Here is a 24037-nt window from a genome sequence, read left to right on the forward strand (position 1 = left end):
TGTCGATAAATTTTCTATCGCAGATTTAGCAGATAATGCAGATTTTTATTATGCTGAAAAGATTTACGCAAATTTTTTTTCCAAATTAAATCTGCAAAATCAGCTTAAGTCATCATTCTCGATAGCTATCGGGAGCCTGATACAAAAAATAAATCTGCTCAATCTGCCAAATCTGCGTGAAACAAAATCATTCTAATCTTAATAATCTGTGGCTAAACTTAAAAATAAAAAATCCGTATTAATCCGCGTTTTCACGAAGTAAATCCGTTTCATCAGCGTGCTATTTCTCAACGCAAACAATTTCTCAAAATACTAACCGGATGTTGCGCCTCACGTTTTGTTCCGTCGTAAATTTGATGACGGCAGCTCGTTCCTGCAGCTGCGATTTTTACATTTTCAGCTGTGTTTCTCACTTTTGGAAAAAGCGTATCCTCTCCCATTTGCATACTTACTTGATAATGTTCTTTTTCATAACCAAAAGAACCCGCCATTCCGCAACAGCCCGAATTGTAAATCGTAACTGTATTATTTTTAGGAAGATTCAGCATTGCGAAAGTCGCTTCAACAGAACTCAAAGATTTCTGATGACAATGTCCGTGAATTTTAATCTCTTTCGTTTCTTCTGAAAAAGAATCTGAAGTGATTTTTCCGTCTATTATTTCTTTCTTGAAGAATTCTTCAATCGTAAAAGCATTTTGAGACAACTTTTCTGCAGCTTCTTTATCATCGGCTAAACGAAGATATTCATCTCTGAAAGTTAAAATCGCCGAAGGTTCAATTCCGATTAAAGGCGCATTGGCTAAAACCAAATCTTTAAAAATGTTTACGTTGTGGTTCGCAATTTTCTTTGCTTCTTCCAAAAATCCTTTTGAAAGATAGGTTCTGCCACTTTCTTCATGATCTACAACTAGAACCTGATAGCCTAATTTGGTCAGTAATTCAAAAGCATCAATTCCGATATTTACGTCGTAATAATTCGTGAATTCATCTACAAACAAATACAATTTCCCATTTGGAAAATCTGATGAAGCAGGTTTATTGTTTGCATACCATTTTCTAAAAGTCTTTTTTGCCAATAACGGAACTTGTCTTTCTGGCGCAATTCCCATTGTTTTTTTCACCAAAGACTGATTCGAAATAAAATTCGTAATCGAAGGGAATTTACTTCCCATTTTGTTCAGTTTTGCATTGTTGGCAAAAATTTTATTTCTGGTCGAAAACCCGTTTGCTTTTTGATATTGATATAAAAATTCGGCTTTTAGAGTGGCAACATCAACATTACTCGGACATTCGCTCGCGCAGGCTTTACAGCTTACGCACAACTCAAAAACTTCGTATAATTCTTTCTGATCAAATTTGTTTTCTTTTTCTGAATACGTCAAATATTCTCGTAATGCATTTGCTCTCGCACGAGTCGTTTCTTTCTCGTTTCTGGTCGCACGATAACTTGGACACATCGCTCCGCCAGCCGATGGCATTTTTCTACAATCTCCCGAACCATTGCATTTTTCGGCCGCACGCAAAATTCCTAAACTGTCTGAGAAATCCTGAAACGTTTTAATATCCGGTTCTACCCTTCCTGAAACTACACGATGATTCTCGTCCATTTTCAAAGCGTTGACAATCTTCCCGATATTTAAAACCGAATTCGGGTCAAACGCCAATTTAATTCTTTTCAGCAATTCGTAATTCTTATCACCAATCATAAACGGAATAAACTCACCGCGCACGATTCCGTCACCGTGTTCACCGCTCAGCGAACCTCTATATTTTTTTACCAAATGCGCTACTTCGGTCGCAATGGTTCTAAATAATTTTAAATCTTCCGTTTTCTTCAAATTCAAAACTGGACGTAAATGCAGTTCTCCCGCACCCGCATGCGCATAATAAATCGCTTCCTGTCCGTGACGCAACATCATTGCCGAAAACTCTGCAATATAAGCTGGTAAATCGCTTAATTCTACCGCTGTATCTTCAATCGAATCGGCTGCTTTGTCGTCGCCTACAATACTTCCTAAAAGTCCGAGTCCCGCTTTTCTCAATTCGTTGGCTTTGTCAATATCAGCTCCAAATAATTTAACGCTAGCATATCCAAAATTGTGTTTCTCTAAATCGGCAATTAAGGCGTTTGCTTGATTTTCTGCATCTTCAAGATTATGTGAAGCCACTTCAAACAGCATAATTGCTTTTGGTTCCCCAACCAAAAAGAAACGATTTTTAATGTGTTCGCGGTTCGTTTTGGTACAATCCAAAATCGTGTCATCGATCATTTCGCAAGTGTACAAATGATGCTTCATCGCGACTACAACCGATTCCAAAGATTCCTGAATCGTGTGATAATGCGCCACAACCATAATACTGTGAGGTGGCGGTAAATCGTCAACTTTTAACGTAATTTCGGTTGTAAAAGCTAAGGTTCCTTCGCTTCCGCAAAGCAGTTTCCCTAGATTTATTGTAGGTTCAGTTCCGCCAAACAATTCTGATTTTAACAGAATATCAACTGCGTAACCTGTATTTCGCCTGTGAATTTCTGGTTTCGGAAACTCCTTTATAATTTCTTCCTGATTCTCTTTTAGCGAAAGTTCGTCGTAAACGCTTTTGTAGATTGTATTTTCTAAAGAATCACCTTTGGTTTTCTCAATAAATTCTGCTGATGTTAATTCGCCAAAAGCCACTTCAGTTCCATCGCTCAAAATCGCTTTTACCTCAGCAATTTTATCGCGCGTAACACCATACCGAATCGAAGTAGTTCCAGAGGAGTTATTTCCCACCATTCCGCCAATCATCGCGCGATTTGAAGTTGATGTAATTGGCGCGAAAAATACGCCATAAGGTTTCAAATATAAATTCAATTCATCGCGAATAACTCCAGGCTGAACGATAACCGTTTTTTTCTCGGCATCGTAACCTAATATCTTGGTAAAATGTTTCGAAACATCCACCACAAGTCCGTCTCCAACCGCTTGTCCTGCCAATGAAGTTCCAGCAGTTCTAGGCGTAACCGAAATATTATGCTGTCCCGCAAATCGAATTAACTTGCTAATATCAGCCGTAGATTTAGGCAAAGCCACCGCATTTGGACGAATTCGATACACCGATGCATCTGTCGAATAAAGTGTTTTATGAAGATCATCGTATAAAAGTGTGCCTTCGAGTTCGCTGGCTAATTGCTCTAAATCCTTAAGTATTGACATTCTTGCTTTCTTTTTGAAGTACAAAAATAGGGATTTTTTTAGGTTCAAAGGCTCAGAGTTACAAAGTGCCAAAGGTTTTCTTTGAGATCGTTTTTGGAGTTGGATTTGGTATTTCCTTTTTTGGAATTTCACCCCCATTGTCACCCTGAGCGAAGTCGAAGGCTTTTGAAACCTAAAAACTGACACAACAAATTTCCCAAATCTTGTCATTTCGACGAAGGAGAAATCTCCACGAGAAACTCGACAAAGATTGGCTTTTCGTTGCGGAGTTACTTGCGAAGATTTCTCCTTCGTCGAAATGACAAACTACGTGGAAATCTCACTGAGTTTATCGTTTCTCGAAATATCGTTTTATATTTACAACGTAGAGATGATTTACTACAGTTAGCTCGCTTTCAAGTAATAAAAAATATATTATTTTTCTTACTTTTTGTCGTTTTTTTTGATACTTTTACAACTCTTAAACTACGACCTTAAGAACTAAATAGACTTTGCCCTTGTATTATGTGGACGGTATTGGAAACGACCGTGACGCTGTCGTAGGCGTTAGAACCACTAATTTACAAGGGTTTTATTATTTTTAAACTACGACTTTATGAATGCAAACACAATTTCAAAACAAACCGAAATCAAGCTTTTGAATTTCTTCAACGACAGAATCGATCCTGTAGAAATGGCTAAAACTTTAAGGCAGGTAAATTTCACACTCGCTTTATGTGTTTTGAGCGAACATGAAACATTTCAAAGCGAAATCATCAAATTAAGAGACAGCTTTTACTGGCTCAATGAATTGGCAGAAACTTTAAATCCTTATTTGGAGTTGGAGTAGAATTTAAAATGAAAAACCTCGATTTTAAAAAAAATCGAGGTTTAAACAAAAATAATAATTTTCAACAGTAATACCAAATTTGCAATCTTTATCTTCAAAGCATATAAACCTCTATTTTTTTCATATTATTTTGAAGACAATCCTAAATATTTATGGGATATTAAAACTAGAAAAATTATGATAATAAGATGTTTTAGCAATCTTAAATTTTCGATCCAATTGATCAGCATTTGAAATTGAAATCAATTGTTTGTTAAGTAAATTATATATATAAATATCTTTCAAACTATCAATCGTTGCTTCATCATATAAATCAAAAATATTTTTTCGAAATAATTTTGTAAAAATATTTCTTGGAGCCAATTCCATACTCAAAAATTCATAAACATCCATTTCCGCAAATGTATCTTTAAATCCCTTATCTGTTATATAATTTAAAAATTTATTAATAAACAAAGGCGTTTTAATCCGTTTAGCTGTATTTTCAATTTGTCCTTCTTCAAAATACATTTTCAAAAATCGGATTGGTATAAAAAGTAAAACTCCAAAAATAAAGTAATTTAAATAAACTAGGTCGAATGGAAAATATTTTGATAGTATTATTGCAACATCATCTATTTTTGTTATAGCTCCAATTATTAATGTTAAAATAAATGTGATTCCTTGTGACAAAAGACTATTTTTCGATGGCTTATAATGTTTTATCAAGTCATCTGTTTTTTCATCTACTTTGTCTCCCTGAAGCTTTAGTATTTGTTTCTTCAATTCAATAATCTCTCTTTCATTCATTTCTTTTGTAAATTGCAAATTTTCAATAGTTGCTTGATATTTAATGATTTCTTGTTTGTTTCTTATAATTTCATACTCCTTTTCGTACAAAATCATATCACTTGGTCTTTTTTGTTGTTTTTCTTCCTCAATGTATTTAGCAAGTTTGACTAAAAGAGAGTTTAATTTTTTAAATTTTTCTTCTGCTCCTCTTTTTCTTTCCTCATCAAAAAACTTATCAGGATGCTGTGAATTTCTATATTTATATAAAAGATCATAAAGTTCTGTAGAAGTTAAATCTCCCGATTCTTGTAATTCATCCTTTACCGTTTGAATTATACTTGCAGTCAGTGTTTCCATCATAATTTATTGATTGTTCAGTATTTGAAATTAGTTTTTTTATACATATTTAATAATACATTATTACATTAATTGATTTGAATTATTTTTTTATGATTAATCTAATTCATTATCATTTCCTAGGTAATCAGCAAGTAGTTCATTAATAGCCTCATCATAAGTTTTATCAAAATTATCTGTTATTAATTTTATATTATTTACTGCTCTAAAAATATCTCCCTCTGGATTTTTACCATTATTTTCTTGAGCAAAAGTTTGAAATCTTTGTTTGACAAAAATTAGTTTACTGAAATTATTTATTGTAACATTTAATTCTTCTGTTAATGTAATTAAGTATTCAAATTCACTTCCTGGAAAATTTGAAAAATAAACTTTTCTAATGCCAATTTTATTCTCGTCATTTCGCCATTGAGATAGCACTTTTTTTAATTCAACTCTCATAATCTGATATTTTAATGTTTATATTATTTAAAAATAAAGTTTTTAGAAATACTCAAATTTAAATACTTATTGCAAAAAACTTATTCTATCTATTTTCAAAAATATCAATTAACCATTCAAAGCGACTAAGTACTTATACCTAATTGTTAATCTTGCTAAAATTACAAAACATGGCTAGTTATATAAAAAAAGAGCCTAGCAGAAGTTGCGAGGCTCTGTTCTAACTAGAAATTATTAGGATTAAATATTAAGTTCTTTGACCACCAACCATGCGATTGGATAACCAATAATCTATCGTCTTTATCAATGAATTTCAAAAAATGATCTCTCAAATCTTCTGATTTTCCAGATTCATATTTAAAAGACCAAACTGACTCTAAAACTCGTTTTGCTTTAAATTTCTCTAATTCTTCATAAAGTTTAGGATAATCTTTAACTTTAACAAGATCATAACTTAAAAAATAAAGTACTTGACTCATTTATTTTTGGTTTTATATTTCAACAATCCAAGTGAAATATCTTGGCGATTGAAGTTTTGAATTTCTTCTTCATTCAAAAAATACTTTTATGGTATTCAATTCTATACCAAAAGCAAATATGAATAAAAAAACCATTCTTACTTTACGGAAAACCTTACTTTAAAAAACAATTAAACCATGTAATAAATCGCAAATTAATCAAAAGCTTAAAAATCTTCATTATATAAAAAGCAAAGCAACTCAACAAAATTTTCCTTTTTTCTAAATTTATATATAAAATAATCCCATTTTAGCGTTTCCAAATTAATTGCGTTTTTTAAGATTACTTGAAATGAATAAAAATATAAAAGCTCTTTACGAAATTGCTCAAAAAGAGACTCGAAAAATATTAGGCTTAATGTCAGGAACTTCGCTTGACGGACTCGATATTGCTCTTTGCGAAGTTTCGGGCGAAGGCGAAAACACGGTTGTAAAAATTCAGCACTTTGAAACCATCGATTACAACGACGATATTAAAACCGAAATCAGAAAAGTGTTTGCACAAAAAACAATCGATTTTCAGCATTTGGTCTTATTAAACGAATGGATTGCAAACCTCCACGCAGGAATGATTAATGATTGTCTTGCTAAATGGAATATTCCCGCAACGGAAGTCGATTTGATTGCTTCGCACGGACAAACGGTTTTGCATGCGCCAAAGTTTTTGCATCAGCAGGAAAAATTTCCAAATGCGACTTTACAAATTGGCGATGGCGATCATATTGCAGTAAAAACGGGAATTATAACGTTATCAGATTTCAGACAAAAACATGTTGCTGCGGGTGGCGAAGGCGCGCCTTTGGCCGTTTATGGCGATTATCTATTGTTCAGCCAAAAAGGAGAAAACCGAATTATGCTCAACATGGGCGGTATCGCAAATTTCACTTATTTACCCGCTTCACAAAACGCCGAAGAAGTCTTTGTAACCGATACAGGAACAGCAAATACCTTAATCGATATTTTTACCAAACAGTTTTTCCCTGAAAAAAGCTTCGACAAAGATGCTGAAATCGCTAAAAGCGGCACTGTAAATCAAGAACTTTTAAACAAATTAAAAAGTGATCCTTTCTTCCTGAAAAGCTTCCCAAAAACCATTGGCCAGGAATTGTTTAATCATAATTTTGTGAATTCGGCTTTGGTAAAATTAGGATTACAGAATATTTCGGCACCAGATTTGCTGGCAACTTTAACACGCCTGAGCGCAGAAACGATTGCCGAAGCAGTTTTGTTTGTTGTAGAAAATACTAAAACTCCAATCGAAGAGTTTACAGTTTATATGTCTGGCGGTGGTGCTCGAAATCCGTTAATGGTGAAGTGGTTACAGGAATTATTGTCTTGTAAATTTGAAAAAAGCGACGTTCTCGGAATTTCACGCGATGCAAAAGAAGCGGTTTTATTTGCTGTTTTGGCTAATGAAACGGTTGCAGGCGGAAATTACAATTTTGGCTCACAAAAAGGAATACCATCAGTAACCATGGGGAAAATTTCTTTCCCAGATTAAAAGTTCGCCACTAATTACACGAATTTTCACGAATTATTTTTTAATACTTTAAGAATAAAAAATTAGTGTAATTTGTGAAATTCGTGGCAAAAAAAACATTTAAAATAAAAAATTAGTAGAATTCATTGAATTCGTGGCAAAAGAAACTATTTTTGGTTTTTGTTAATAAAAGATTGAAATGCATAAAAATCAGCACTTACTATACTCTCTCCTATTTTTATTTTTCTTTGGATGGAAATCTGTTTCTCAGGAAAAAACAATGTATCCTAAAAATGAATTTAGAGGTGTTTGGATCGCAACAGTCGTAAACATTGACTGGCCACAAAAAGCGACAGACAACGTAGAAAAAGAAAAAGCTGATTACCTTGAAATTTTAGAAGCTTACAAAAAACTGAATTATAACGCCGTAATTGTTCAGATTAGAAGCGTTGGTGATGCTATTTATCCCTCAGAATTTGCTCCTTGGTCAAGATTTTTGACTGGAAAAGAAGGCTTAGCTCCAAACCCGTATTACGATACTTTGGCCTGGATGATTGAACAAGCGCATAACCGCGGATTTGAATTTCATGCTTGGTTAAATCCGTATCGCGCTACTTTCGATTTGAATAAAAATCTTTTAAGTCCAAATCACGATCTTTTTAAACATCCTGAATGGATGATCGAATACGGCGGAAAATATTATTACGATCCTGCACTCCCGGAAGTTCAGGCGCATTTAACCAAAGTCGTTAAAGAAGTAGTTGACAAATATGATGTTGACGCAATTCATTTTGACGATTATTTCTATCCGTACGCTGTTCCAGGAAAAGTCTTTAATGATAACGCTTCTTATCAAAAATATGGCGCTGGTTTAAGCCGTGCAGATTGGCGCCGTGCCAATGTGAGCAACTTTGTTCATTCTATTTCAAACACTATAAAAGAAAGTAAACCTTGGGTACAATTCGGAATTAGTCCGTTTGGGGTTTGGCGAAACAAATATCAAGATCCAAGAGGTTCTGAAACGCAGTCTACATCAAACTACGATGATTTGTATGCAGATCCAATGCTTTGGATGGATCAAAAATGGATTGATTATATTCTGCCCCAATTGTATTGGAGTATGAACAATACGAGAGCTTCTTATTCTAAATTGGTAAAATGGTGGTCTGAAAACACTAACCCTAATACTGCAATTTACATCGGGCATGCTACATACAAAATTAGAGGTGATGGCGATAAAAACTGGAATTATATGACTGAAATTCCAAATCAAATTGATCTTCTTAGAACTTTTAAAAATGTTTCTGGAAGTGCTTATTTCAGCTCAAAATGGTTTATGGGCAAAAACTTTGATGTTGTTCGTTATTTAGAAGAAAATCAATATAAATATCCTGCACTTCCTGCAGCGGTTCCAAATTTAAAACATGTTATTATCGATACTCCAAAAGTTTTGGAATATAGTAAGGACAGCATTAAATATAATTTCACTTTCCAAAGTCCGCTAAATACAAAGGTTCGTTATATGGTGGTTTATGGAGGCGAACATATTTCGAAAATAGACATTAACGATGCTACAAAAATTATCGAAAAAGTAACGGTAAAAGAAGTTGACGGAAAAATTACTTTCGCAATAGCGGCAGGAAAACTAAATCTTTACAAAGCTTGCGCCGTAACTTTTATTGATTATTATGCCAATGAAAGCACACCAATTGCTATAGACTTAAAAAAGCCATTTAAAAACTATACACCAAATCAACCTAATGAAAACAGATAACAAACCTTGGTTTTGGATTCCGCTTCTAAACTTCGCATCAGGATTACCGTATGCCATAATTATTTCAGTTTCGGTAATTATGTACAAAAATCTAGGAATTTCTAACGAAGACATTGGCGTCTACACCAGTTTGCTTTATCTGCCATGGGTAATTAAACCGCTTTGGAGTCCGCTTATTGAATTAATCGGAACTAAAAGAAAATGGTTTCTACTAATGCAACTCATAATTTCAATCGCCTTTTTGCTGGTTGGATTAACAATTCCGACAAACGGATTTTTCATGATGTCGCTAGCCATATTCTGGGTTGCAGCTTTTGCCTCAGCTTCAAATGATATTGCAACTGACGGTTTTTATTTATTGGTTTTACCAGAAGACAAACAATCATTCTTTATCGGAATCCGAAGTACTTTCTACAGACTTTCTATGCTTGCCGGAAACGGATTAGTGGTACTCTTTGCTGGATATTTAGAACATAAATATGGTGACAACACCAAAGCTTGGTCATATACTATGATTTGTGTTGGTTTATTGATGACTTTCATTACTGCTTACAATTTCATTTTTACGCCAAAAAATGAGATCAATGCCGTAAAAAATGAAAAACAAACTCCTCATCAAAACTTCGGAACTATATTTACCAGCTTCTTCCAGAAAAAACAAATAGGTTTAATTTTGACTTTTATCTTGGTTTTCAGGTTAGGAGAATCTCAATTACTGAAAATGTTGAGTCCTTTTTTACTTGACAATAGAGAATTAGGCGGAATGGGATTAGACACTGAAGCTGTTGGAATTATTTACGGAACATTAGGAATTTTTGCCCTTACAGTTGGCGGTATTTTAGGCGGAATTGCGATTTCTAAACATGGTCTTACAAAATGGATGCTTCCGATGTTTTTGGCGATGCACCTTCCTATACTTGGTTTTATTGGATTAGCTCATTTTCAGCCACAAGAGCTTTTTCATCTTCATATAAATTTATATTTTTTCGAAATAAATTCTCCATTAAATCTTTATACTTGCATTACGGTTGTTCTGGAACAATTTGGTTACGGTTTTGGATTTACAGGTTTTATGATGTATTTAATTCATGTGGCAGAAGGCGAATCGAAAACAGCGCATTATGCACTTGCAACTGGATTTATGGCATTAGGAATGATGCTTCCAGGAATGTTAAGCGGTTATATTCAGAAATTTTTAGGCTATCAAAACTTCTTTGTTTGGGTTTTAATAGCTACAATTCCAGGTCTAATTTTATCACGTTTTTTAACTTTCCCAAAAGATTTTGGGAAGAAATCAGAAGAAGTTTAAACCCCAAATCAAACTTTACCTATGGAAATCAATGAAAATTTGCAGAACGAACGAAATCTGAAAGGATCGGAGTTCGAAAAAAATGGAAATCTAGAAAAAGCAATTGAGTTGTATGAAGAAAATGTTGCGGAAGGCTTTAAAGGAAATCACCCATACGATCGATTAGCAACGATCTACAAAAACGAAAATGACCTCGAAAATGAAATTCGGGTTTTAGAAAAAGCAATTGTGGTTTACGAAATAATCACCATTGAAGACCGATTGGAAGGTTTGCCAAAACTTTTCCGTTTTAAAAATCGATTGGAAAAAGCGCTTGAAACCAAAAAACAACTGGCTAAACAAAAGAAAGCAAAGTTGAAATAATTTTTACCATTAAGACATTAAGTAATTTAAACCCAGCTTTATGAACTTTCTTATTGAAAAGAAGAGAATAAAGTAAAACTAAGGCGCTAAGCTTAATTTTTTTACCTTGAATAGTTTAATAGCTTTATGAACTTAATGCCTTAATGGTAAAAACAAGATAACTAAATTTATTTGACATGGTTACTTTAAAACGTACGAATTCAGACGATATCGATTTTATAAATCTGGTTGTTTTACTAGACCAGGATTTAGCGATTCGAGATGGCGAAGATCATGCGTTTTATAATCAGTTTAATAAAACCGATAAAATAAAACATACAATCGTTTATTATGAAAACGGAATTCCTGTTGGCTGTGGCGCTTTTCGCGAAAAAGAACCAGGAACAACAGAAATTAAACGAATGTATGTTCATCCAGATCACAGAAAGAAAGGAATTGCTTCTGCCGTTTTAAAAGAACTTGAAATCTGGGCAAAAGAAATCGGTTATACTTATACTATTTTGGAAACTGGAAAAAATCAACCGGAAGCCATCAACTTATATCAAAAATTAAATTATACCATAATTCCCAATTATCCGCCTTACGAAAAAATGGATAATAGTGTTTGCATGAAAAAAACTTTATAATAATGAAAATCACAGCCGAAGCATTACGACAAAAAATAGGACAATTTTTCTTTCCAGCAGTATTCATCAACGATACCGAAGAAAATATTCAAGAAACTGAACGCCTTATAAAAGAACATAATATTGGCGGACTAACCTTTTTTCATAGTCGCGCGAGCGCTGCAACCAATTACGAAAGCAAGAAAAAAGTAGTTTTCAATGATGACAGCTACGAAAAAATCAAAGCTTTGATTGTTCGTTATCAAAAAGCCGCTTCTACTCCACTTTTAATCAGTATTGATGCGGAATGGGGATTAGCGATGCGAATTGAAAAAACACCGCAATATCCATATGCAATTACGCTTGGCGCTTTGCCAGAAAATAAAGCCGATTTGGTTTATGAAGCTGGAAAACAAATTGGTTTAGATTTAAAAACTGCTGGAATTCAGTATAATTTATCGCCTTTGGCAGATATTAATAATAATCCAAATAATCCCGTTATCGGTTATCGTTCATTTGGTGAAAACAAAGAAAAAGTAGCCGATTTTGCGGTTGAATATTTAAAAGGAATGTCGGAAGTTGGTGTTTTAGGATGTTTGAAACACTTCCCTGGGCATGGAAACACCAATGTCGATTCGCATTTAGGATTGCCTGTTTTAAAGGAAACTTTGGAAGAATTATTAGAAAACGAATTATATCCATTCATTAAAGGAATCGAAAACAACGTCGATTCGATTATGATTGGACATTTGGCTGTTCCGAGTTTAAATGATGGAAAAGACACTTCTGCAACTTTATCAAAAGCGGTTATTCAGGATCTTTTACGTAATAAATTAGGTTATGATGGTTTGGTAATTTCTGATGCGTTAAACATGCACAGTGTATCTAAATTGTACGAAACAAAAGGTCAGTTAGAATGGGAAGCTTTCAACGCTGGAAATGATATTTTATGTTTCGCCGAAAATGTTCCTGAAGGAATTGAAGCTATCTTTAAAAATGCTTCTCCAGACCGCATTTTCGAAAGCTATAACCGAATTATGAAAGCCAAAGAAAAAGCTGGAATTTTATCTGGAAACACATCTGCTTCGGGCGAATTGGATTTCGAAAAAACATCAAAAATAAATTTAGAAATTGCTCAAAATGCCATTACTAAAATTATTGATAATTCAAGTGCTGAACTAGCTTTTGAAGCTCAGAAAAATAATAAACTTGCCAAATTAAGTTTATATAAAAATACTGAAAACACATTTTTCAAAACTTTAAATGCAAAACTTAATTCGCCAGAATTTGCTTTTGAAAATTCAGAAGTTTCTAATATTTCATCTATCAAAAAAGAATTAGAAAATTTCGACACTATTATCATTTCGTTGTTTGTCCCGAAAGCGAAACCGTTAAACAATTTCGAAATTGATAACGAAGTTTTAGACTTGCTTTCTGAAGTATTGCAGACAAAAAAATGCATTGTTTTTGTTTTCGGAAATCCGTACTCATTGCCTTTAATTCCTAATCTGAAAAAAGCTTCAGGATTAATTGAAGCGTATCAAGATTTTGAAGAATTTCAAAAAACAGCGGGAGTTCAATTTTTAGAAAAAAATAATTTCAATGGCGCTTTACCAGTAAATATTGATATTCAATAAATTACAACAACAAATAACCAAAATTTATCAACTTATAAATTTTTATAATCACATCTTATTGTAACTAGCTGTACTTATGCCCTACTTTTGCAGCAAATAAATATTAAACGTAAAACGAAAATTATGTCTTTAGTAGGAAAAAAATTCCCAAGTATTGCAGTAGATGCTATCTCAGAAATGGGTGATAACTTAAAAATCAACATTTTTGAAGAAGCAGTAAACAACAATAAAAAAGTACTTTTATTTTGGTACCCAAAAGATTTTACTTTTGTATGTCCAACAGAATTACACGCCTTTCAAGCTGCTTTACCAGAATTTGAAAAAAGAAATACTATCGTAATTGGTGCTTCTTGTGACACAAACGAAGTTCACTTTGCTTGGTTAAATACTCCAAAAAACAATGGTGGAATCGAAGGTGTTACTTACCCAATTTTAGCTGATACAAACCGTAACTTAGCTAACATTTTAGGTATTCTTGATATCGAATCTACAAGCTATAGCGAAGATACTGATTCAGTTATCATCGAAGGTTCTAACGTAACTTACAGAGCTACTTACCTTATTGACGAAACTGGAAAAATCTTCCACGAAAGCGTAAACGATATGCCATTAGGACGTAACGTAAACGAATACTTAAGAATGGTTGACGCTTACACTCACATTCAAACTAAAGGTGAAGTTTGTCCTGCAAACTGGGAAGCTGGTAAAGAAGCAATGTCTGCTGACAGAATCAGTACAGCTGAATACTTAAGCGCAAACTAATTTTTTATAAAGGTACAAAGGTTCATAGGTACAGAGTTGCAAAGTTTTTTTGCTGCTTAAAAAATTATCCATTGAACCTTTGTTACTTTAATTCTCCTCTAAAAAAAATACCAAAGAATTTTATCGGTCTCAAACAACAAATGTAATTTGTTGTGATTTCTTATACAGTTTAAAAAACTTTGAGCCTTTGAACCTTTGTAACTTTGAACCTTAAAAATTAAAGAAATGTTAATCGACTTAAACGAAGATACGTTAGCAGATTTAGTTGCTAAAAACGAAAAAGTAGTAGTACAATATTCAGCTTCATGGTGTGGAAATTGCCGTATTATGAAACCAAAATTCAAAAAATTAGCGACAGAGAATGAAGCTATCACTTTTGTTTTGGTTGATGCAGAAAACTCTCCTGAATCAAGAAAATTAGCTAACGTAAGCAACTTGCCAACTTTCGCTACTTTCGTAAACGGACAATTGGTTGGCGAAACGCAAACTAACAAACAAGAAGTTTTAATTGACTTAGTAAACGCTATAGTTTAATTGGTTATTTGTTTATTCGTTCAATCGATTAAACAAAAAAACGATTTAACGCTTAAACAAAAAATTATGAAATTACCTGTAATTAAGCATTTAACACAATTCATCGAAGAAAACGATCAGGATTATATTATTGAAACGATCGAGGTTTTGGAAGCTATGACTGAAATTCCTTCTCTTAAAGATGAAGAACTAGACGTAATTGGTGAATTGATTTCAAATATGTACGGTGCCCTTGAAGTGCAAAAATTAGTTGCTCAAGGAACAGATAAAAAAGAAGCTTTAAATACGTTCATGAAACGTGTTTTAGGTTCAATCGATAAATAAATCGACCTCCTCTCAAGAATAAATAAAAAAATAAAGCTGAGAAAGCGTTTCTAATTTAGGGGCGCTTTTTTTAGTATTGTGGTAAATGGCACACGGATGACACAGATTCACTTCGTGAAGTCTCGGATTTAGACGGGTTCTTCTGTTTTGCACATACCAAATCCGTTTAAATTCGCGTTTTTGCGTAAGCAAATCCGTGTCATCCGCGCCCAATCCATATACAAACTAAGATAAAAATCCACCTCCTTAATCTCTCCTTAAACCCTTAACAAATACTTTTAGATTAAAATATTAATCCTTACTTTTGAGCCTCATTAATTTTAATCAAAAATCATGGCATCTATCACATTAGGAGGAAATCCAGTTCATACATCAGGTGAATTACCAGCAGTCGGATCACAACTAGCTGACTTCAAATTAGTTCAAAACGATTTATCAGTTGCATCTTTAAGCAATTTTGCTGGTAAAAAATTAGTTTTAAATATTTTCCCAAGTGTTGATACCGGAACTTGTGCAACATCTGTTAGAAAATTCAACCAAAGTGCAAGCGGATTAGAAAACACTACCGTTTTATGTATTTCAAGAGATTTGCCTTTCGCTCAAAAACGTTTCTGCGGTGCTGAAGGTTTAGAAAATGTGGTAAACTTATCAGATTTTCAAACTGGTGCTTTTGGAAAAGCAAACGGTTTAGAAATCGTTGATGGACCATTAGCAGGTTTACACTCAAGAGCAATTATTGTTGCTGATGCAAACGGAAAAATTGTTCACACAGAACAAGTAGCAGAAATTGCAAACGAACCAAATTACGAAGCAGCTTTAGCAGCACTATAATATTTTCCTTTAAATGGAGTTTCAAAAAGATAATACATTTGTTACAGGCCGATTAAAAAGTATGACTTATGCTTTTAACGGAGCTGTAAAATTGATTAAGACAGAGCACAGCATTATGGTTCAATTCTCATTGGGAATTATCATGACAATTGCTGGGTTCTATTTTCATATTTCGCAAACCGAATGGCTATGTCAAACCTTAGCCATTGGTTTAGTTTTAGCTATCGAAGGATTAAATACAGCAGTTGAAAAAATTGCCGATTTCATCCATCCTGATTACAGCAGACGAATCGGATTTATTAAAGATATTGCTGCGGGAGCGGTATTTTTTGCCGCAATGACTGCAATTGCAATAGGCTTGATTATTTATATTCCAAAATTTATTTAGGCAAAGGAAAACGCAAGAATGGCAAAAAATAAAAAAGAAACTGTAGATAAAAAAAACGACAAACAAGAAGGAAATAAAAGATCTTTTAAAATTTCTAAACAACAAAAATTTGTTTTAGGATGTCTTTTGGTACTTTTTTCTATTGCACTATTAGTCGCATTTATTTCTTTTTATGTTAATGGACAGTGGCAAAACGACCAAAGTGTTGTAGACCAACTTGGAGATCGCACTGAAGTTGCTGAGAACTGGCTCGGGAAATTTGGGGCTTATCTTGCCGATTTAATTATTTACAGAGGTTTCGGACTTGCTTCTTTCATTTTCGTACGTTTATTTTTCCTTACCGGAATGTTTTTAGCGCTTGAGCTTTCGACTCAAAAACTTAAAAACACTTGGTTTTGGGATATTTTTGCTATTATAGTTGTTTCTATCTTATTTGGTTTCTTTGCTACTTCGGCACCAGAATTAGGAGGAACTATTGGTTATGAATTAAATTTATTCCTTCAAGATTATATCGGAAAAACAGGTACACTGCTTACACTGCTTTTTGGTTTAATCATTTATCTGATTTTCAAAATCAAATTATCGCCAGAAAAAATTCAATCGTATTTTGATTCGACTAAAAAAGAGTTCAAATCGGAATTAGACACTTTAAAACCAGCTGTAAATCAGCCGGAAAGTGCTTATAATTTGGAAGAATTTGCTATTGTAGAAGAAAAACAGGAGGAAGATGATCCTGAATTGGATAACATCCACATTAAAACCGTAGATTCTCAATTCGAGCTTAATAAAGAAGCCTTAAAGCCAACTATTTCTCATTCGTCAGAAATTGAGCTAACTCCAACTTTAAAGCCAATTCAACCGCCACCTACGCAAATTACTGCCACACCAGAGGAAGCATTTGTAATTGAAAAAGCGGAAGAAGAAGACATTATTGAAGAAAACTTAGCTTCTCGCCTAGTTGCTGATTTTGGATTATTTGATCCAACTTTGGATTTATCCAATTACAAATTCCCAACTATCGATCTATTAAAAGAGTATTCAACAGGCGGAATTACAATTAATCAGGAAGAATTAGAAGAAAATAAAAATAGAATTGTAGATACACTTCGTAACTACAAAATTGAAATTGCGCAAATTAAAGCAACCGTTGGACCATCGGTTACTTTATATGAAATTGTACCAGAAGCAGGAATCAGAATTTCTAAAATTAAGAGTTTAGAAGACGATATCGCTTTATCATTGTCAGCACTTGGAATTCGTATTATTGCGCCTATTCCAGGAAAAGGCACCATCGGTATTGAGGTTCCGAACAAAAACCCAACTATGGTTTCTATGAAGAGCGTTATTGGAGCCGCAAAGTTCCAAGAGGCCGAAATGGAATTGCCAATTGCATTAGGAAAAACCATTTCAAACGAAACTTTTGTTGTCGATCTTGCTAAAATGCCTCACTTACTGATGGCTGGAGCAACTGGACAAGGAAAATCTGTTGGATTAAATGCAGTTTTAACTTCGCTTTTATACAAAAAACATCCAGCAGAAGTAAAATTTGTTTTGGTCGACCCGAAAAAAGTAGAGCTTACGCTTTTCAACAAAATTGAAAGACATTATTTAGCCAAACTTCCAGATACTGAAGATGCTATTATTACAGACAATGCTAAAGTTGTAAATACTTTGAACTCACTTTGCGTGGAAATGGATAATCGCTATTCTTTATTAAAAGATGCGATGGTTCGTAATATTAAAGAATACAACGAAAAATTTAAGTCTAGAAAATTAAATCCAGAAGCGGGACATCGATTTTTACCATACATTGTTTTGGTTGTCGATGAGTTCGCCGATTTGATTATGACCGCAGGAAAAGAAGTTGAAGTTCCGATTGCGCGTCTGGCTCAATTAGCTCGTGCTATTGGTATCCACTTAATTATTGCAACACAAAGACCGTCTGTAAACGTTATTACAGGTTTGATCAAAGCCAATTTCCCTGCCAGAATTGCGTTTAGAGTAACTTCAAAAATTGACTCTAGAACTATTTTAGATACTCAAGGAGCCGATCAATTAATTGGACGTGGAGATTTATTATATACCAATGGAAACGACGTAATTCGTGTACAATGCGCTTTCATTGATACTCCAGAAGTAGAAAAAATTACAGATTTTATTGGAGGACAAAAGGCATATGCTACAGCTTATTTGCTTCCAGAGTTTGTTGGAGAGGAAAGTGGCATTAATCTTGATATAGATATTTCCGAAAGAGATACTTTATTTAGAGAAGCGGCAGAGATAATTGTCAATGCTCAGCAGGGTTCTGCTTCTTTATTGCAACGAAAATTAAAATTAGGATACAACAGAGCCGGTCGTTTAATCGATCAACTTGAGGCAGCAGGTATTGTTGGTCCGTTTGAAGGCAGTAAAGCACGCAGCGTAAACATCTTAGATTTAAATGCTCTTGATCAATTTTTTAATAATGAACAAAATTAATCCAATCATGAAAGCAAAAATTCAAGAAATCAACAACAATTCTATCACAAACATGACTAAAAAGTGCTTCCAAATGGCAATTATTTTGCTTTTGAGCTTCACTTCTATTCAGGCTCAAGATAAAAAAGCGAAAGATTTATTGAACGAAGTAACTTCTAAAATAAAAAGCTACGACAATATTGTTATCGATTTTAAGTATTCTTTGAATAATGCCAAAGAAAACATTAATCAAGACAGTAAAGGAAACGTAACAATGAAAGGAAATCAGTATGTTTTGAATTTTATGGGCGTTACCAAAATTTTTGACGGTCAAAAAACATACACTATTGTTCCAGAAGACGAAGAAGTTACTATTTCTAAAGTAAACGAGAAAGATGATAACGCAATCACTCCTTCTAAAATGCTTACTTTCTTCAATTCTGGCTACAAATACAACATGGATATTGTTCAGAATGTAAAAGGAAGAAAAATTCAATATATCAAATTAGTTCCTACTAGCGGAAAAGACCAAAGAAAAGAAATTTTGTTAGGTGTTGACGTTCAGACAAAACACATTTACAATTTGATTGAAACTGGAAAAAACGGAACAAAAACAACTTTAACCGTTAATTCTTTTAAAACCAATCAGCCATTATCAAAAAATCAATTTACCTTTGTAGCGAGTAAATACCCGAAATACTACATCAATAAATTAGATTAATCAGAAGGTTGAAAATTCTAGACAAATACTTATTAAAAACATTCTTACTTACATTTACTACGGTATTTGTAATCTTATTTTTCATATTCATACTGCAAACAGTATGGCTATTTATTTCAGAACTAGCAGGTAAAGATCTCGACTTAATATTGGTCGTGAAATTCCTGCTTTTTTCTATGCCACGAATTATTCCGCTGGTTTTACCACTTTCGGTTTTATTGGCATCCATCATGACTTTTGGAAATCTAGCTGAAAATTACGAATTCGCAGCCATGAAATCTTCTGGAATCTCATTACAAAGAGCAATGAGAGTACTGATTATTTTTATTTTCGTTTTAAGTATTGTTGCATTTTGGTTTGCAAACAACGTCATTCCGTATGCCGAATATAAATTTGTCAATTTTAGAAAAAACATCGCTCAAGCTAAACCAGCTATGGCAATTGCTGAAGGTCAGTTTAACGATGTTGGCACTTACAACATTAAAGTAAACAAAAAAACTGGCGAAAACGGCAATCATCTTACTGGTGTAACTATTCACGAGAAAGCGAATAATATGGGCGAAAATAAAACCGTAATTAAAGCTAAAACTGGAGAACTAGTCAGCAATGAGAAATCTAGTATTTTAAAATTGGTTTTAAATGACGGTTATTACTACCAAGATGTTACTCCAAAAAAATATGAGGATCGTGCTAAAATGCCTTTTATAAAAGGAAAATTTAAAACACAGATCATCAATATCGATTTATCTGAATTAAACAAAGTTGACGACAGCAAAGAAAACATTGCAGGAACAAATGGAATGTTGAATGTTAATGAACTTCGCTATACTTTAGATTCATTGAACAAAAATTTAGACAACGAAATTGTTTCTTTTTCTGAGAATATTAATCAGCGAGTTGGGATTAAAAAATTCCCTAAAGGTACTCAAAAAAACATCAAAAAGAAACCGCTTCCAAATGATGTTTTGTCTATTTACTCTAACAAAGACAAAGTTGATATTCTAAAGATGGCTGGAAGCAATATTACCAGCAATATTTATTCTATAGAAACGACGCAGAAAGATTTAAAAGACAAGGAACGAGAAATCAACAAACACTATAATGCATTATATGAGAAATTTGTTATTGCATTTGCTTGTTTCTTAATGTTCTTTATAGGAGCTCCGCTTGGTGCTATTATTAGAAAAGGAGGACTAGGACTTCCTATTGTATTTGCTGTTTTAATCTTTATTACTTTCCATTTCATCAATACATTCGGAAAAAGATTGTCACAAGAAGGAGGTATGACCCCGTTTATGGGATCATGGATGTCATCTTTTGTCTTGTCGCCACTTGCCATATTATTAACCTATCGCGCTACAAACGACAATGGATTAATTAATTTTGATGCAATTACAACCCCAATTTCACAACTAATTCAGAAAATCTCTGAGCGGTTTTTATCTGCTCAAAAGCAAAAATAATTATGTCAACAACAAAAATACAACTGAATACCATTGAAGAAGCTATTGAAGATATTCGTCAAGGTAAAGTAATCATTGTAGTCGATGACGAAGATCGTGAAAATGAAGGTGATTTTTTGGCTGCTGCCGAAAAAGTAACTCCAGAAATGATCAACTTTATGGCTACTCATGGACGTGGTTTAATTTGTACGCCACTTACAGAAAGCCGATGCAAGGAATTAGATCTTCGTGCGATGGTTACCAACAATACAGATCACATGGAAACTGCTTTTACTGTTTCTGTTGATTTAAAAGGTCAAGGCGTTACAACTGGAATTTCGGCTGCTGATAGATCAAAAACAGTTCAGTCATTAGTTGACCCAAATACAAAACCTCACGATTTAGCTCGTCCTGGCCACATTTTTCCTTTAATAGCAAAACAAGGCGGTGTTTTAAGAAGAACTGGACATACTGAAGCTGCAATTGATTTTGCGCGCCTTGCAGGATTTAAACCTGCTGGTGTAATCTGTGAAATCTTAAACGAAGACGGAACAATGTCGCGTTTGCCAGAATTAGTTAAAGTTGCTAAGAAATTCAATTTGAAATTGGTTTCTATTGAAGACTTAGTTGCTTACAGAATGCAGCACGATAGCTTAATTGTTAAAAAAGAAGATTTTGACATTGAGACTCGTTTTGGAACTTTCCGTTTAAGAGCTTACGAACAAACTACAAACAAACAAATTCATATTGCTTTGACCAAAGGAACTTGGAATCTTGGTGAACCAATTTTGACAAGAATTCACTCTTCTCAGGTAAATAATGATTTATTAGGCACATTGACTAACAATGCCGAACAGCAGTTAGATGATATGTTTAAAGTAATTAATGAAAACGGAAAAGGCGCTGTTATCTTTATCAATCAAGACATGACGGCTGTAAACCTTTTAAATAGAATTTCTGAGCTTAAATCATTACAAGCTAACGGAACTTTAAAAGCACCGAAAGTTATTATTGACAGCAAAGACTATGGTATCGGAGCACAAATTCTTCATGATATAGATATTTCTAAAATCAGATTGGTTTCGAACACAGAGCAAACAAAACGAGTGGGTATGATTGGATACGGGCTTGAAATTACAGAATACGTTAATTATTAATATGGGAACAGTAGAAGAAAGAATTCAAAAATCAGAAACCCGTATTTTTAAAGCGGTATTTCCTAGCACAACAAATCATTATGATACTTTATTTGGAGGAACTGCTCTTCATTTAATGGACGAAGTTGCTTTTATCTGTGCAACACGTTTCAGCCGTAAAAAAGTAGTTACAATTTCTACAGGACAAATTGACTTTAAAAAAGCAATTCCTGCAGGAACTTTAATCGAATTAGTAGCCAAGGTGGATAGCGTTGGAAGAACAAGCTGTAAAATTCACGTTGATATTTTTATGGAACAAATGTATTCTGAACTTCGCGAAACGGTAGTTTCAGGAACTTTTTCATTTGTTGCTGTTGACGAACACAAAAAACCGACGCCAATTTTAGACCATTTAGATTAATTTTTCAAAAAAACTCACTTTCGGAAATACTGATAATTAGATACTTGAAAATTATCTTAAAAAACTTCAAAAAAAAAGTTCGAAAAAAGTTTTTATAACCGAAAAACCGTCTTATATTTGCACCCGCAATCAGATAATGATCGCGACATATTGGAGAAATGGCAGAGCGGTCGAATGCGGCAGTCTTGAAAACTGTTGACTGTAACAGGTCCGGGGGTTCGAATCCCTCTTTCTCCGCCAGTACAAGTTTCAGAAGAAACTTTAAAAGTCAAAAGCCTTTAAACACTAGTGTTTAAAGGCTTTTTCGTTTTTACACACTTTTCAAAAAGCACATGTTTTATCAAAGAATGGTTACCCTATTAGTTACCCTATCTTTTTTTGATTCTTTTTTCTCAAAAAAGGGTAACTAAAAAGAAAGAATTCCCCGGGAATTCCCTGCTGTCAATGGGCTCTCTTAAAATTTTTAATTCAATTTGATTATTAATTTTAAAACTAGATAGAATGTTAAAAGTAATTTTTTACCAGAAATCCGACAGAGCAAACAAGAACGGCGAATCTCCAATCTATGCCCGTTTAAGCTACAATGACAAACAAATTTCCATGTCAACCGGGCTAGCCATTTCAAAAGAAAGATGGACCAGCACTAATAACCTTAGAAACCAGCTTAAAATTGAAAAGGAAATAGTAATAAAAAACCTGCTTGATCTTTTCCAGCTTAATGCAGCCAAAAAATTTACTGAACTCTTCAGAATTGATCCTGAGGTCAACCTTCAATTACTAAAAGCTGAACTCACAGGAAAAGTCAAAATCGATCAGCCTGAAGGTTCTACCATAATTCAGATTATGGATACATACAATGAATTCTTCACCAAAAGAGTAAATACTGGAGAGCGCGCATCGGCTTCACTGCAGAAGTACAAAAGGGCAAAAGACCTGCTTTTGAGTTTCATCTCCAGCAACTATAAGAAGGAAGATATGCCTGCATCTGAAATATCAAGCTCGTTTGTATTCAAACTGGAACAGTTCCTTAAGTATGAGAGCAGTTTTAAAGACCATACAGGCATCAAAAACAATTCGGTGGTAAAATATATGAAAATGTATAAGACTGCCTGTAATTATGCTATAAAGATGGATCTGATCATAAAAAACCCGTTCAATATTTATGACGGCAGACTGAGCGTAAAAGATGCCGTTTTCCTGACACAGCAGGAACTGAACACAATTGAGAATAAAATATTTCCAACGCCACGTCTGGAAAAAGTCAAGGACATATTTCTTTTCAGCTGCTATACAGGATATGCACCCATCGATGCGATGGATCTGACCGAAAGAAACTTATCTGAAGATTCAAATGGAAACTCATGGATTATGACGAGCAGAGCCAAAACTGCCATTAGAGCAAATGTGCCTGTATTACCAACCATTGAGAAAATTATTTCTAAATATAAAAATCAGCAGAAAGGTCTTATCCCGAAAATTTCCAACCAGAAAATGAATGCTTATCTTAAGGAAATAGCTGATGCCTGCAGCATAGACAAACATCTTACTTGGTATGTTGCCAGACACACATTTGCAACAACCGTAACTTTAGGAAATGGTGTAAGACTTGAGAATGTTTCTGCAATGATGGGACATACCAATACCAAGCAGACCCAGCATTATGCAAAAGTTTTGGATATTAACATAATGGAGGACATGGAAAAATTAAAATCTAAGTTTAAGTAACACTCTTTCAAATGAGGC

The 24037-nt window shown here is 33.8% G+C and carries 22 protein-coding genes and 1 tRNA gene; 19 read left to right on the forward strand and 4 right to left on the reverse strand.

Annotated elements, in window-relative coordinates; translation table 11 throughout:
- Nucleotides 1-287 precede the first annotated feature (287 nt).
- Entirely contained in the window at nucleotides 288-3194 is a 2907-nt protein-coding gene (locus DMA14_RS06120; protein ID WP_111423892.1) for an FAD-binding and (Fe-S)-binding domain-containing protein, read from the reverse strand.
- Nucleotides 3195-3789: 595 nt separating this feature from the next.
- On the opposite strand from DMA14_RS06120, the gene DMA14_RS06125 reads away from it, so the two are divergent.
- Nucleotides 3790-4023: a hypothetical protein gene (locus DMA14_RS06125; RefSeq protein ID WP_111423893.1), complete on the forward strand. Its 234-nt coding sequence runs from the start codon at nucleotides 3790-3792 to the stop codon at nucleotides 4021-4023.
- A gap of 150 nt (nucleotides 4024-4173) precedes the next feature.
- On the opposite strand, the gene DMA14_RS06130 is transcribed toward DMA14_RS06125, so the two are convergent.
- From DMA14_RS06130 to DMA14_RS06140, 3 genes are all read right to left on the reverse strand, one after another.
- Complete coding sequence (locus DMA14_RS06130; protein WP_157957676.1) at nucleotides 4174-5154, reverse strand: hypothetical protein; 981 nt, start codon at nucleotides 5152-5154, stop codon at nucleotides 4174-4176.
- Between the two features lie 93 nt (nucleotides 5155-5247).
- Nucleotides 5248-5592: a hypothetical protein gene (locus DMA14_RS06135; RefSeq protein WP_111423895.1), complete on the reverse strand. Its 345-nt coding sequence runs from the start codon at nucleotides 5590-5592 to the stop codon at nucleotides 5248-5250.
- 224 nt (nucleotides 5593-5816) lie between these two features.
- Nucleotides 5817-6071: a hypothetical protein gene (locus DMA14_RS06140; protein WP_111423896.1), complete on the reverse strand. Its 255-nt coding sequence runs from the start codon at nucleotides 6069-6071 to the stop codon at nucleotides 5817-5819.
- A 331-nt stretch (nucleotides 6072-6402) separates the two neighbouring features.
- On the opposite strand from DMA14_RS06140, the gene DMA14_RS06145 reads away from it, so the two are divergent.
- The 18 genes from DMA14_RS06145 (at nucleotide 6403) to DMA14_RS06230 (ending at nucleotide 24019) form a co-directional block, all read left to right on the forward strand.
- Nucleotides 6403-7611, forward strand: a complete 1209-nt coding sequence (locus tag DMA14_RS06145) for an anhydro-N-acetylmuramic acid kinase (RefSeq protein WP_111423897.1) — start codon at nucleotides 6403-6405, stop codon at nucleotides 7609-7611.
- Between the two features lie 178 nt (nucleotides 7612-7789).
- Complete coding sequence (locus tag DMA14_RS06150) at nucleotides 7790-9364, forward strand: glycoside hydrolase family 10 protein (RefSeq protein ID WP_111423898.1); 1575 nt, start codon at nucleotides 7790-7792, stop codon at nucleotides 9362-9364.
- Entirely contained in the window at nucleotides 9351-10673 is a 1323-nt protein-coding gene (locus DMA14_RS06155) for an MFS transporter (RefSeq protein WP_111423899.1), read from the forward strand. Before DMA14_RS06150 ends, DMA14_RS06155 begins: the two co-directional genes overlap by 14 nt.
- Before the next feature lie 21 nt (nucleotides 10674-10694).
- Nucleotides 10695-11036, forward strand: a complete 342-nt coding sequence (locus tag DMA14_RS06160) for a tetratricopeptide repeat protein (protein ID WP_111377772.1) — start codon at nucleotides 10695-10697, stop codon at nucleotides 11034-11036.
- Between the two features lie 176 nt (nucleotides 11037-11212).
- Complete coding sequence (locus tag DMA14_RS06165) at nucleotides 11213-11662, forward strand: GNAT family N-acetyltransferase (protein ID WP_111423900.1); 450 nt, start codon at nucleotides 11213-11215, stop codon at nucleotides 11660-11662.
- A gap of 2 nt (nucleotides 11663-11664) precedes the next feature.
- Nucleotides 11665-13278, forward strand: coding sequence for a glycoside hydrolase family 3 protein (locus DMA14_RS06170; RefSeq protein ID WP_111423901.1), 1614 nt, complete (start codon nucleotides 11665-11667; stop codon nucleotides 13276-13278).
- A 123-nt stretch (nucleotides 13279-13401) separates the two neighbouring features.
- Entirely contained in the window at nucleotides 13402-14040 is a 639-nt protein-coding gene (locus DMA14_RS06175; protein ID WP_012024184.1) for a peroxiredoxin, read from the forward strand.
- A gap of 225 nt (nucleotides 14041-14265) precedes the next feature.
- Entirely contained in the window at nucleotides 14266-14574 is a 309-nt protein-coding gene (locus DMA14_RS06180) for a thioredoxin family protein (protein ID WP_008462030.1), read from the forward strand.
- A 66-nt stretch (nucleotides 14575-14640) separates the two neighbouring features.
- Nucleotides 14641-14898, forward strand: a complete 258-nt coding sequence (locus tag DMA14_RS06185) for a DUF6952 family protein (RefSeq protein WP_008462029.1) — start codon at nucleotides 14641-14643, stop codon at nucleotides 14896-14898.
- 333 nt (nucleotides 14899-15231) lie between these two features.
- Nucleotides 15232-15729 carry a thiol peroxidase gene (gene tpx, locus DMA14_RS06190; protein WP_111423902.1) on the forward strand — a complete coding sequence of 166 codons (498 nt, stop codon included), beginning with the start codon at nucleotides 15232-15234 and terminating at the stop codon, nucleotides 15727-15729.
- A gap of 13 nt (nucleotides 15730-15742) precedes the next feature.
- Nucleotides 15743-16117 carry a diacylglycerol kinase family protein gene (locus DMA14_RS06195; RefSeq protein ID WP_111423903.1) on the forward strand — a complete coding sequence of 125 codons (375 nt, stop codon included), beginning with the start codon at nucleotides 15743-15745 and terminating at the stop codon, nucleotides 16115-16117.
- An 18-nt stretch (nucleotides 16118-16135) separates the two neighbouring features.
- Nucleotides 16136-18595 carry a DNA translocase FtsK gene (locus DMA14_RS06200; RefSeq protein WP_111423904.1) on the forward strand — a complete coding sequence of 820 codons (2460 nt, stop codon included), beginning with the start codon at nucleotides 16136-16138 and terminating at the stop codon, nucleotides 18593-18595.
- A 7-nt stretch (nucleotides 18596-18602) separates the two neighbouring features.
- Nucleotides 18603-19295, forward strand: a complete 693-nt coding sequence (locus DMA14_RS06205; RefSeq protein WP_111377989.1) for a LolA family protein — start codon at nucleotides 18603-18605, stop codon at nucleotides 19293-19295.
- Nucleotides 19296-19303: 8 nt separating this feature from the next.
- A complete protein-coding gene (locus tag DMA14_RS06210; RefSeq protein ID WP_111423905.1) occupies nucleotides 19304-20758 on the forward strand; it encodes an LptF/LptG family permease in 1455 nt (484 codons plus the stop codon).
- 2 nt (nucleotides 20759-20760) lie between these two features.
- Nucleotides 20761-21894, forward strand: a complete 1134-nt coding sequence (ribB, locus tag DMA14_RS06215; RefSeq protein WP_162536276.1) for a 3,4-dihydroxy-2-butanone-4-phosphate synthase — start codon at nucleotides 20761-20763, stop codon at nucleotides 21892-21894.
- Nucleotide 21895: 1 nt separating this feature from the next.
- On the forward strand, nucleotides 21896-22294 hold the full coding sequence (locus tag DMA14_RS06220; protein WP_111377764.1) for an acyl-CoA thioesterase: 399 nt from the start codon (nucleotides 21896-21898) through the stop codon (nucleotides 22292-22294).
- Nucleotides 22295-22446: 152 nt separating this feature from the next.
- Nucleotides 22447-22534, forward strand: a tRNA-Ser gene (locus DMA14_RS06225).
- Nucleotides 22535-22795: 261 nt separating this feature from the next.
- On the forward strand, nucleotides 22796-24019 hold the full coding sequence (locus DMA14_RS06230; RefSeq protein ID WP_111423906.1) for a site-specific integrase: 1224 nt from the start codon (nucleotides 22796-22798) through the stop codon (nucleotides 24017-24019).
- Nucleotides 24020-24037: the final 18 nt, after the last annotated feature.

It is taken from the genome of Flavobacterium sharifuzzamanii, from assembly GCF_003254585.1.
Lineage (GTDB): Bacteria > Bacteroidota > Bacteroidia > Flavobacteriales > Flavobacteriaceae > Flavobacterium > Flavobacterium sharifuzzamanii.

What these genes read in the sequence shown, in the direction of transcription:
- DMA14_RS06205 (WP_111377989.1), top strand. Translation starts at nt 18,603, where the DNA reads ATGAAAGCAAAAATTCAAGAAATCAACAACAATTCTATCACAAACATG.
- DMA14_RS06135 (WP_111423895.1), bottom strand. Translation starts at nt 5,592, where the DNA reads ATGAGAGTTGAATTAAAAAAAGTGCTATCTCAATGGCGAAATGACGAG.
- DMA14_RS06175 (WP_012024184.1), top strand. Translation starts at nt 13,402, where the DNA reads ATGTCTTTAGTAGGAAAAAAATTCCCAAGTATTGCAGTAGATGCTATC.
- DMA14_RS06150 (WP_111423898.1), top strand. Translation starts at nt 7,790, where the DNA reads ATGCATAAAAATCAGCACTTACTATACTCTCTCCTATTTTTATTTTTC.
- DMA14_RS06220 (WP_111377764.1), top strand. Translation starts at nt 21,896, where the DNA reads ATGGGAACAGTAGAAGAAAGAATTCAAAAATCAGAAACCCGTATTTTT.
- DMA14_RS06195 (WP_111423903.1), top strand. Translation starts at nt 15,743, where the DNA reads ATGGAGTTTCAAAAAGATAATACATTTGTTACAGGCCGATTAAAAAGT.
- DMA14_RS06230 (WP_111423906.1), top strand. Translation starts at nt 22,796, where the DNA reads ATGTTAAAAGTAATTTTTTACCAGAAATCCGACAGAGCAAACAAGAAC.
- DMA14_RS06155 (WP_111423899.1), top strand. Translation starts at nt 9,351, where the DNA reads ATGAAAACAGATAACAAACCTTGGTTTTGGATTCCGCTTCTAAACTTC.
- DMA14_RS06125 (WP_111423893.1), top strand. Translation starts at nt 3,790, where the DNA reads ATGAATGCAAACACAATTTCAAAACAAACCGAAATCAAGCTTTTGAAT.
- DMA14_RS06120 (WP_111423892.1), bottom strand. Translation starts at nt 3,194, where the DNA reads ATGTCAATACTTAAGGATTTAGAGCAATTAGCCAGCGAACTCGAAGGC.
- DMA14_RS06165 (WP_111423900.1), top strand. Translation starts at nt 11,213, where the DNA reads ATGGTTACTTTAAAACGTACGAATTCAGACGATATCGATTTTATAAAT.
- DMA14_RS06145 (WP_111423897.1), top strand. Translation starts at nt 6,403, where the DNA reads ATGAATAAAAATATAAAAGCTCTTTACGAAATTGCTCAAAAAGAGACT.
- DMA14_RS06200 (WP_111423904.1), top strand. Translation starts at nt 16,136, where the DNA reads ATGGCAAAAAATAAAAAAGAAACTGTAGATAAAAAAAACGACAAACAA.
- ribB (WP_162536276.1), top strand. Translation starts at nt 20,761, where the DNA reads ATGTCAACAACAAAAATACAACTGAATACCATTGAAGAAGCTATTGAA.
- DMA14_RS06185 (WP_008462029.1), top strand. Translation starts at nt 14,641, where the DNA reads ATGAAATTACCTGTAATTAAGCATTTAACACAATTCATCGAAGAAAAC.
- DMA14_RS06160 (WP_111377772.1), top strand. Translation starts at nt 10,695, where the DNA reads ATGGAAATCAATGAAAATTTGCAGAACGAACGAAATCTGAAAGGATCG.
- DMA14_RS06170 (WP_111423901.1), top strand. Translation starts at nt 11,665, where the DNA reads ATGAAAATCACAGCCGAAGCATTACGACAAAAAATAGGACAATTTTTC.
- DMA14_RS06180 (WP_008462030.1), top strand. Translation starts at nt 14,266, where the DNA reads ATGTTAATCGACTTAAACGAAGATACGTTAGCAGATTTAGTTGCTAAA.
- DMA14_RS06130 (WP_157957676.1), bottom strand. Translation starts at nt 5,154, where the DNA reads ATGATGGAAACACTGACTGCAAGTATAATTCAAACGGTAAAGGATGAA.
- DMA14_RS06140 (WP_111423896.1), bottom strand. Translation starts at nt 6,071, where the DNA reads ATGAGTCAAGTACTTTATTTTTTAAGTTATGATCTTGTTAAAGTTAAA.
- tpx (WP_111423902.1), top strand. Translation starts at nt 15,232, where the DNA reads ATGGCATCTATCACATTAGGAGGAAATCCAGTTCATACATCAGGTGAA.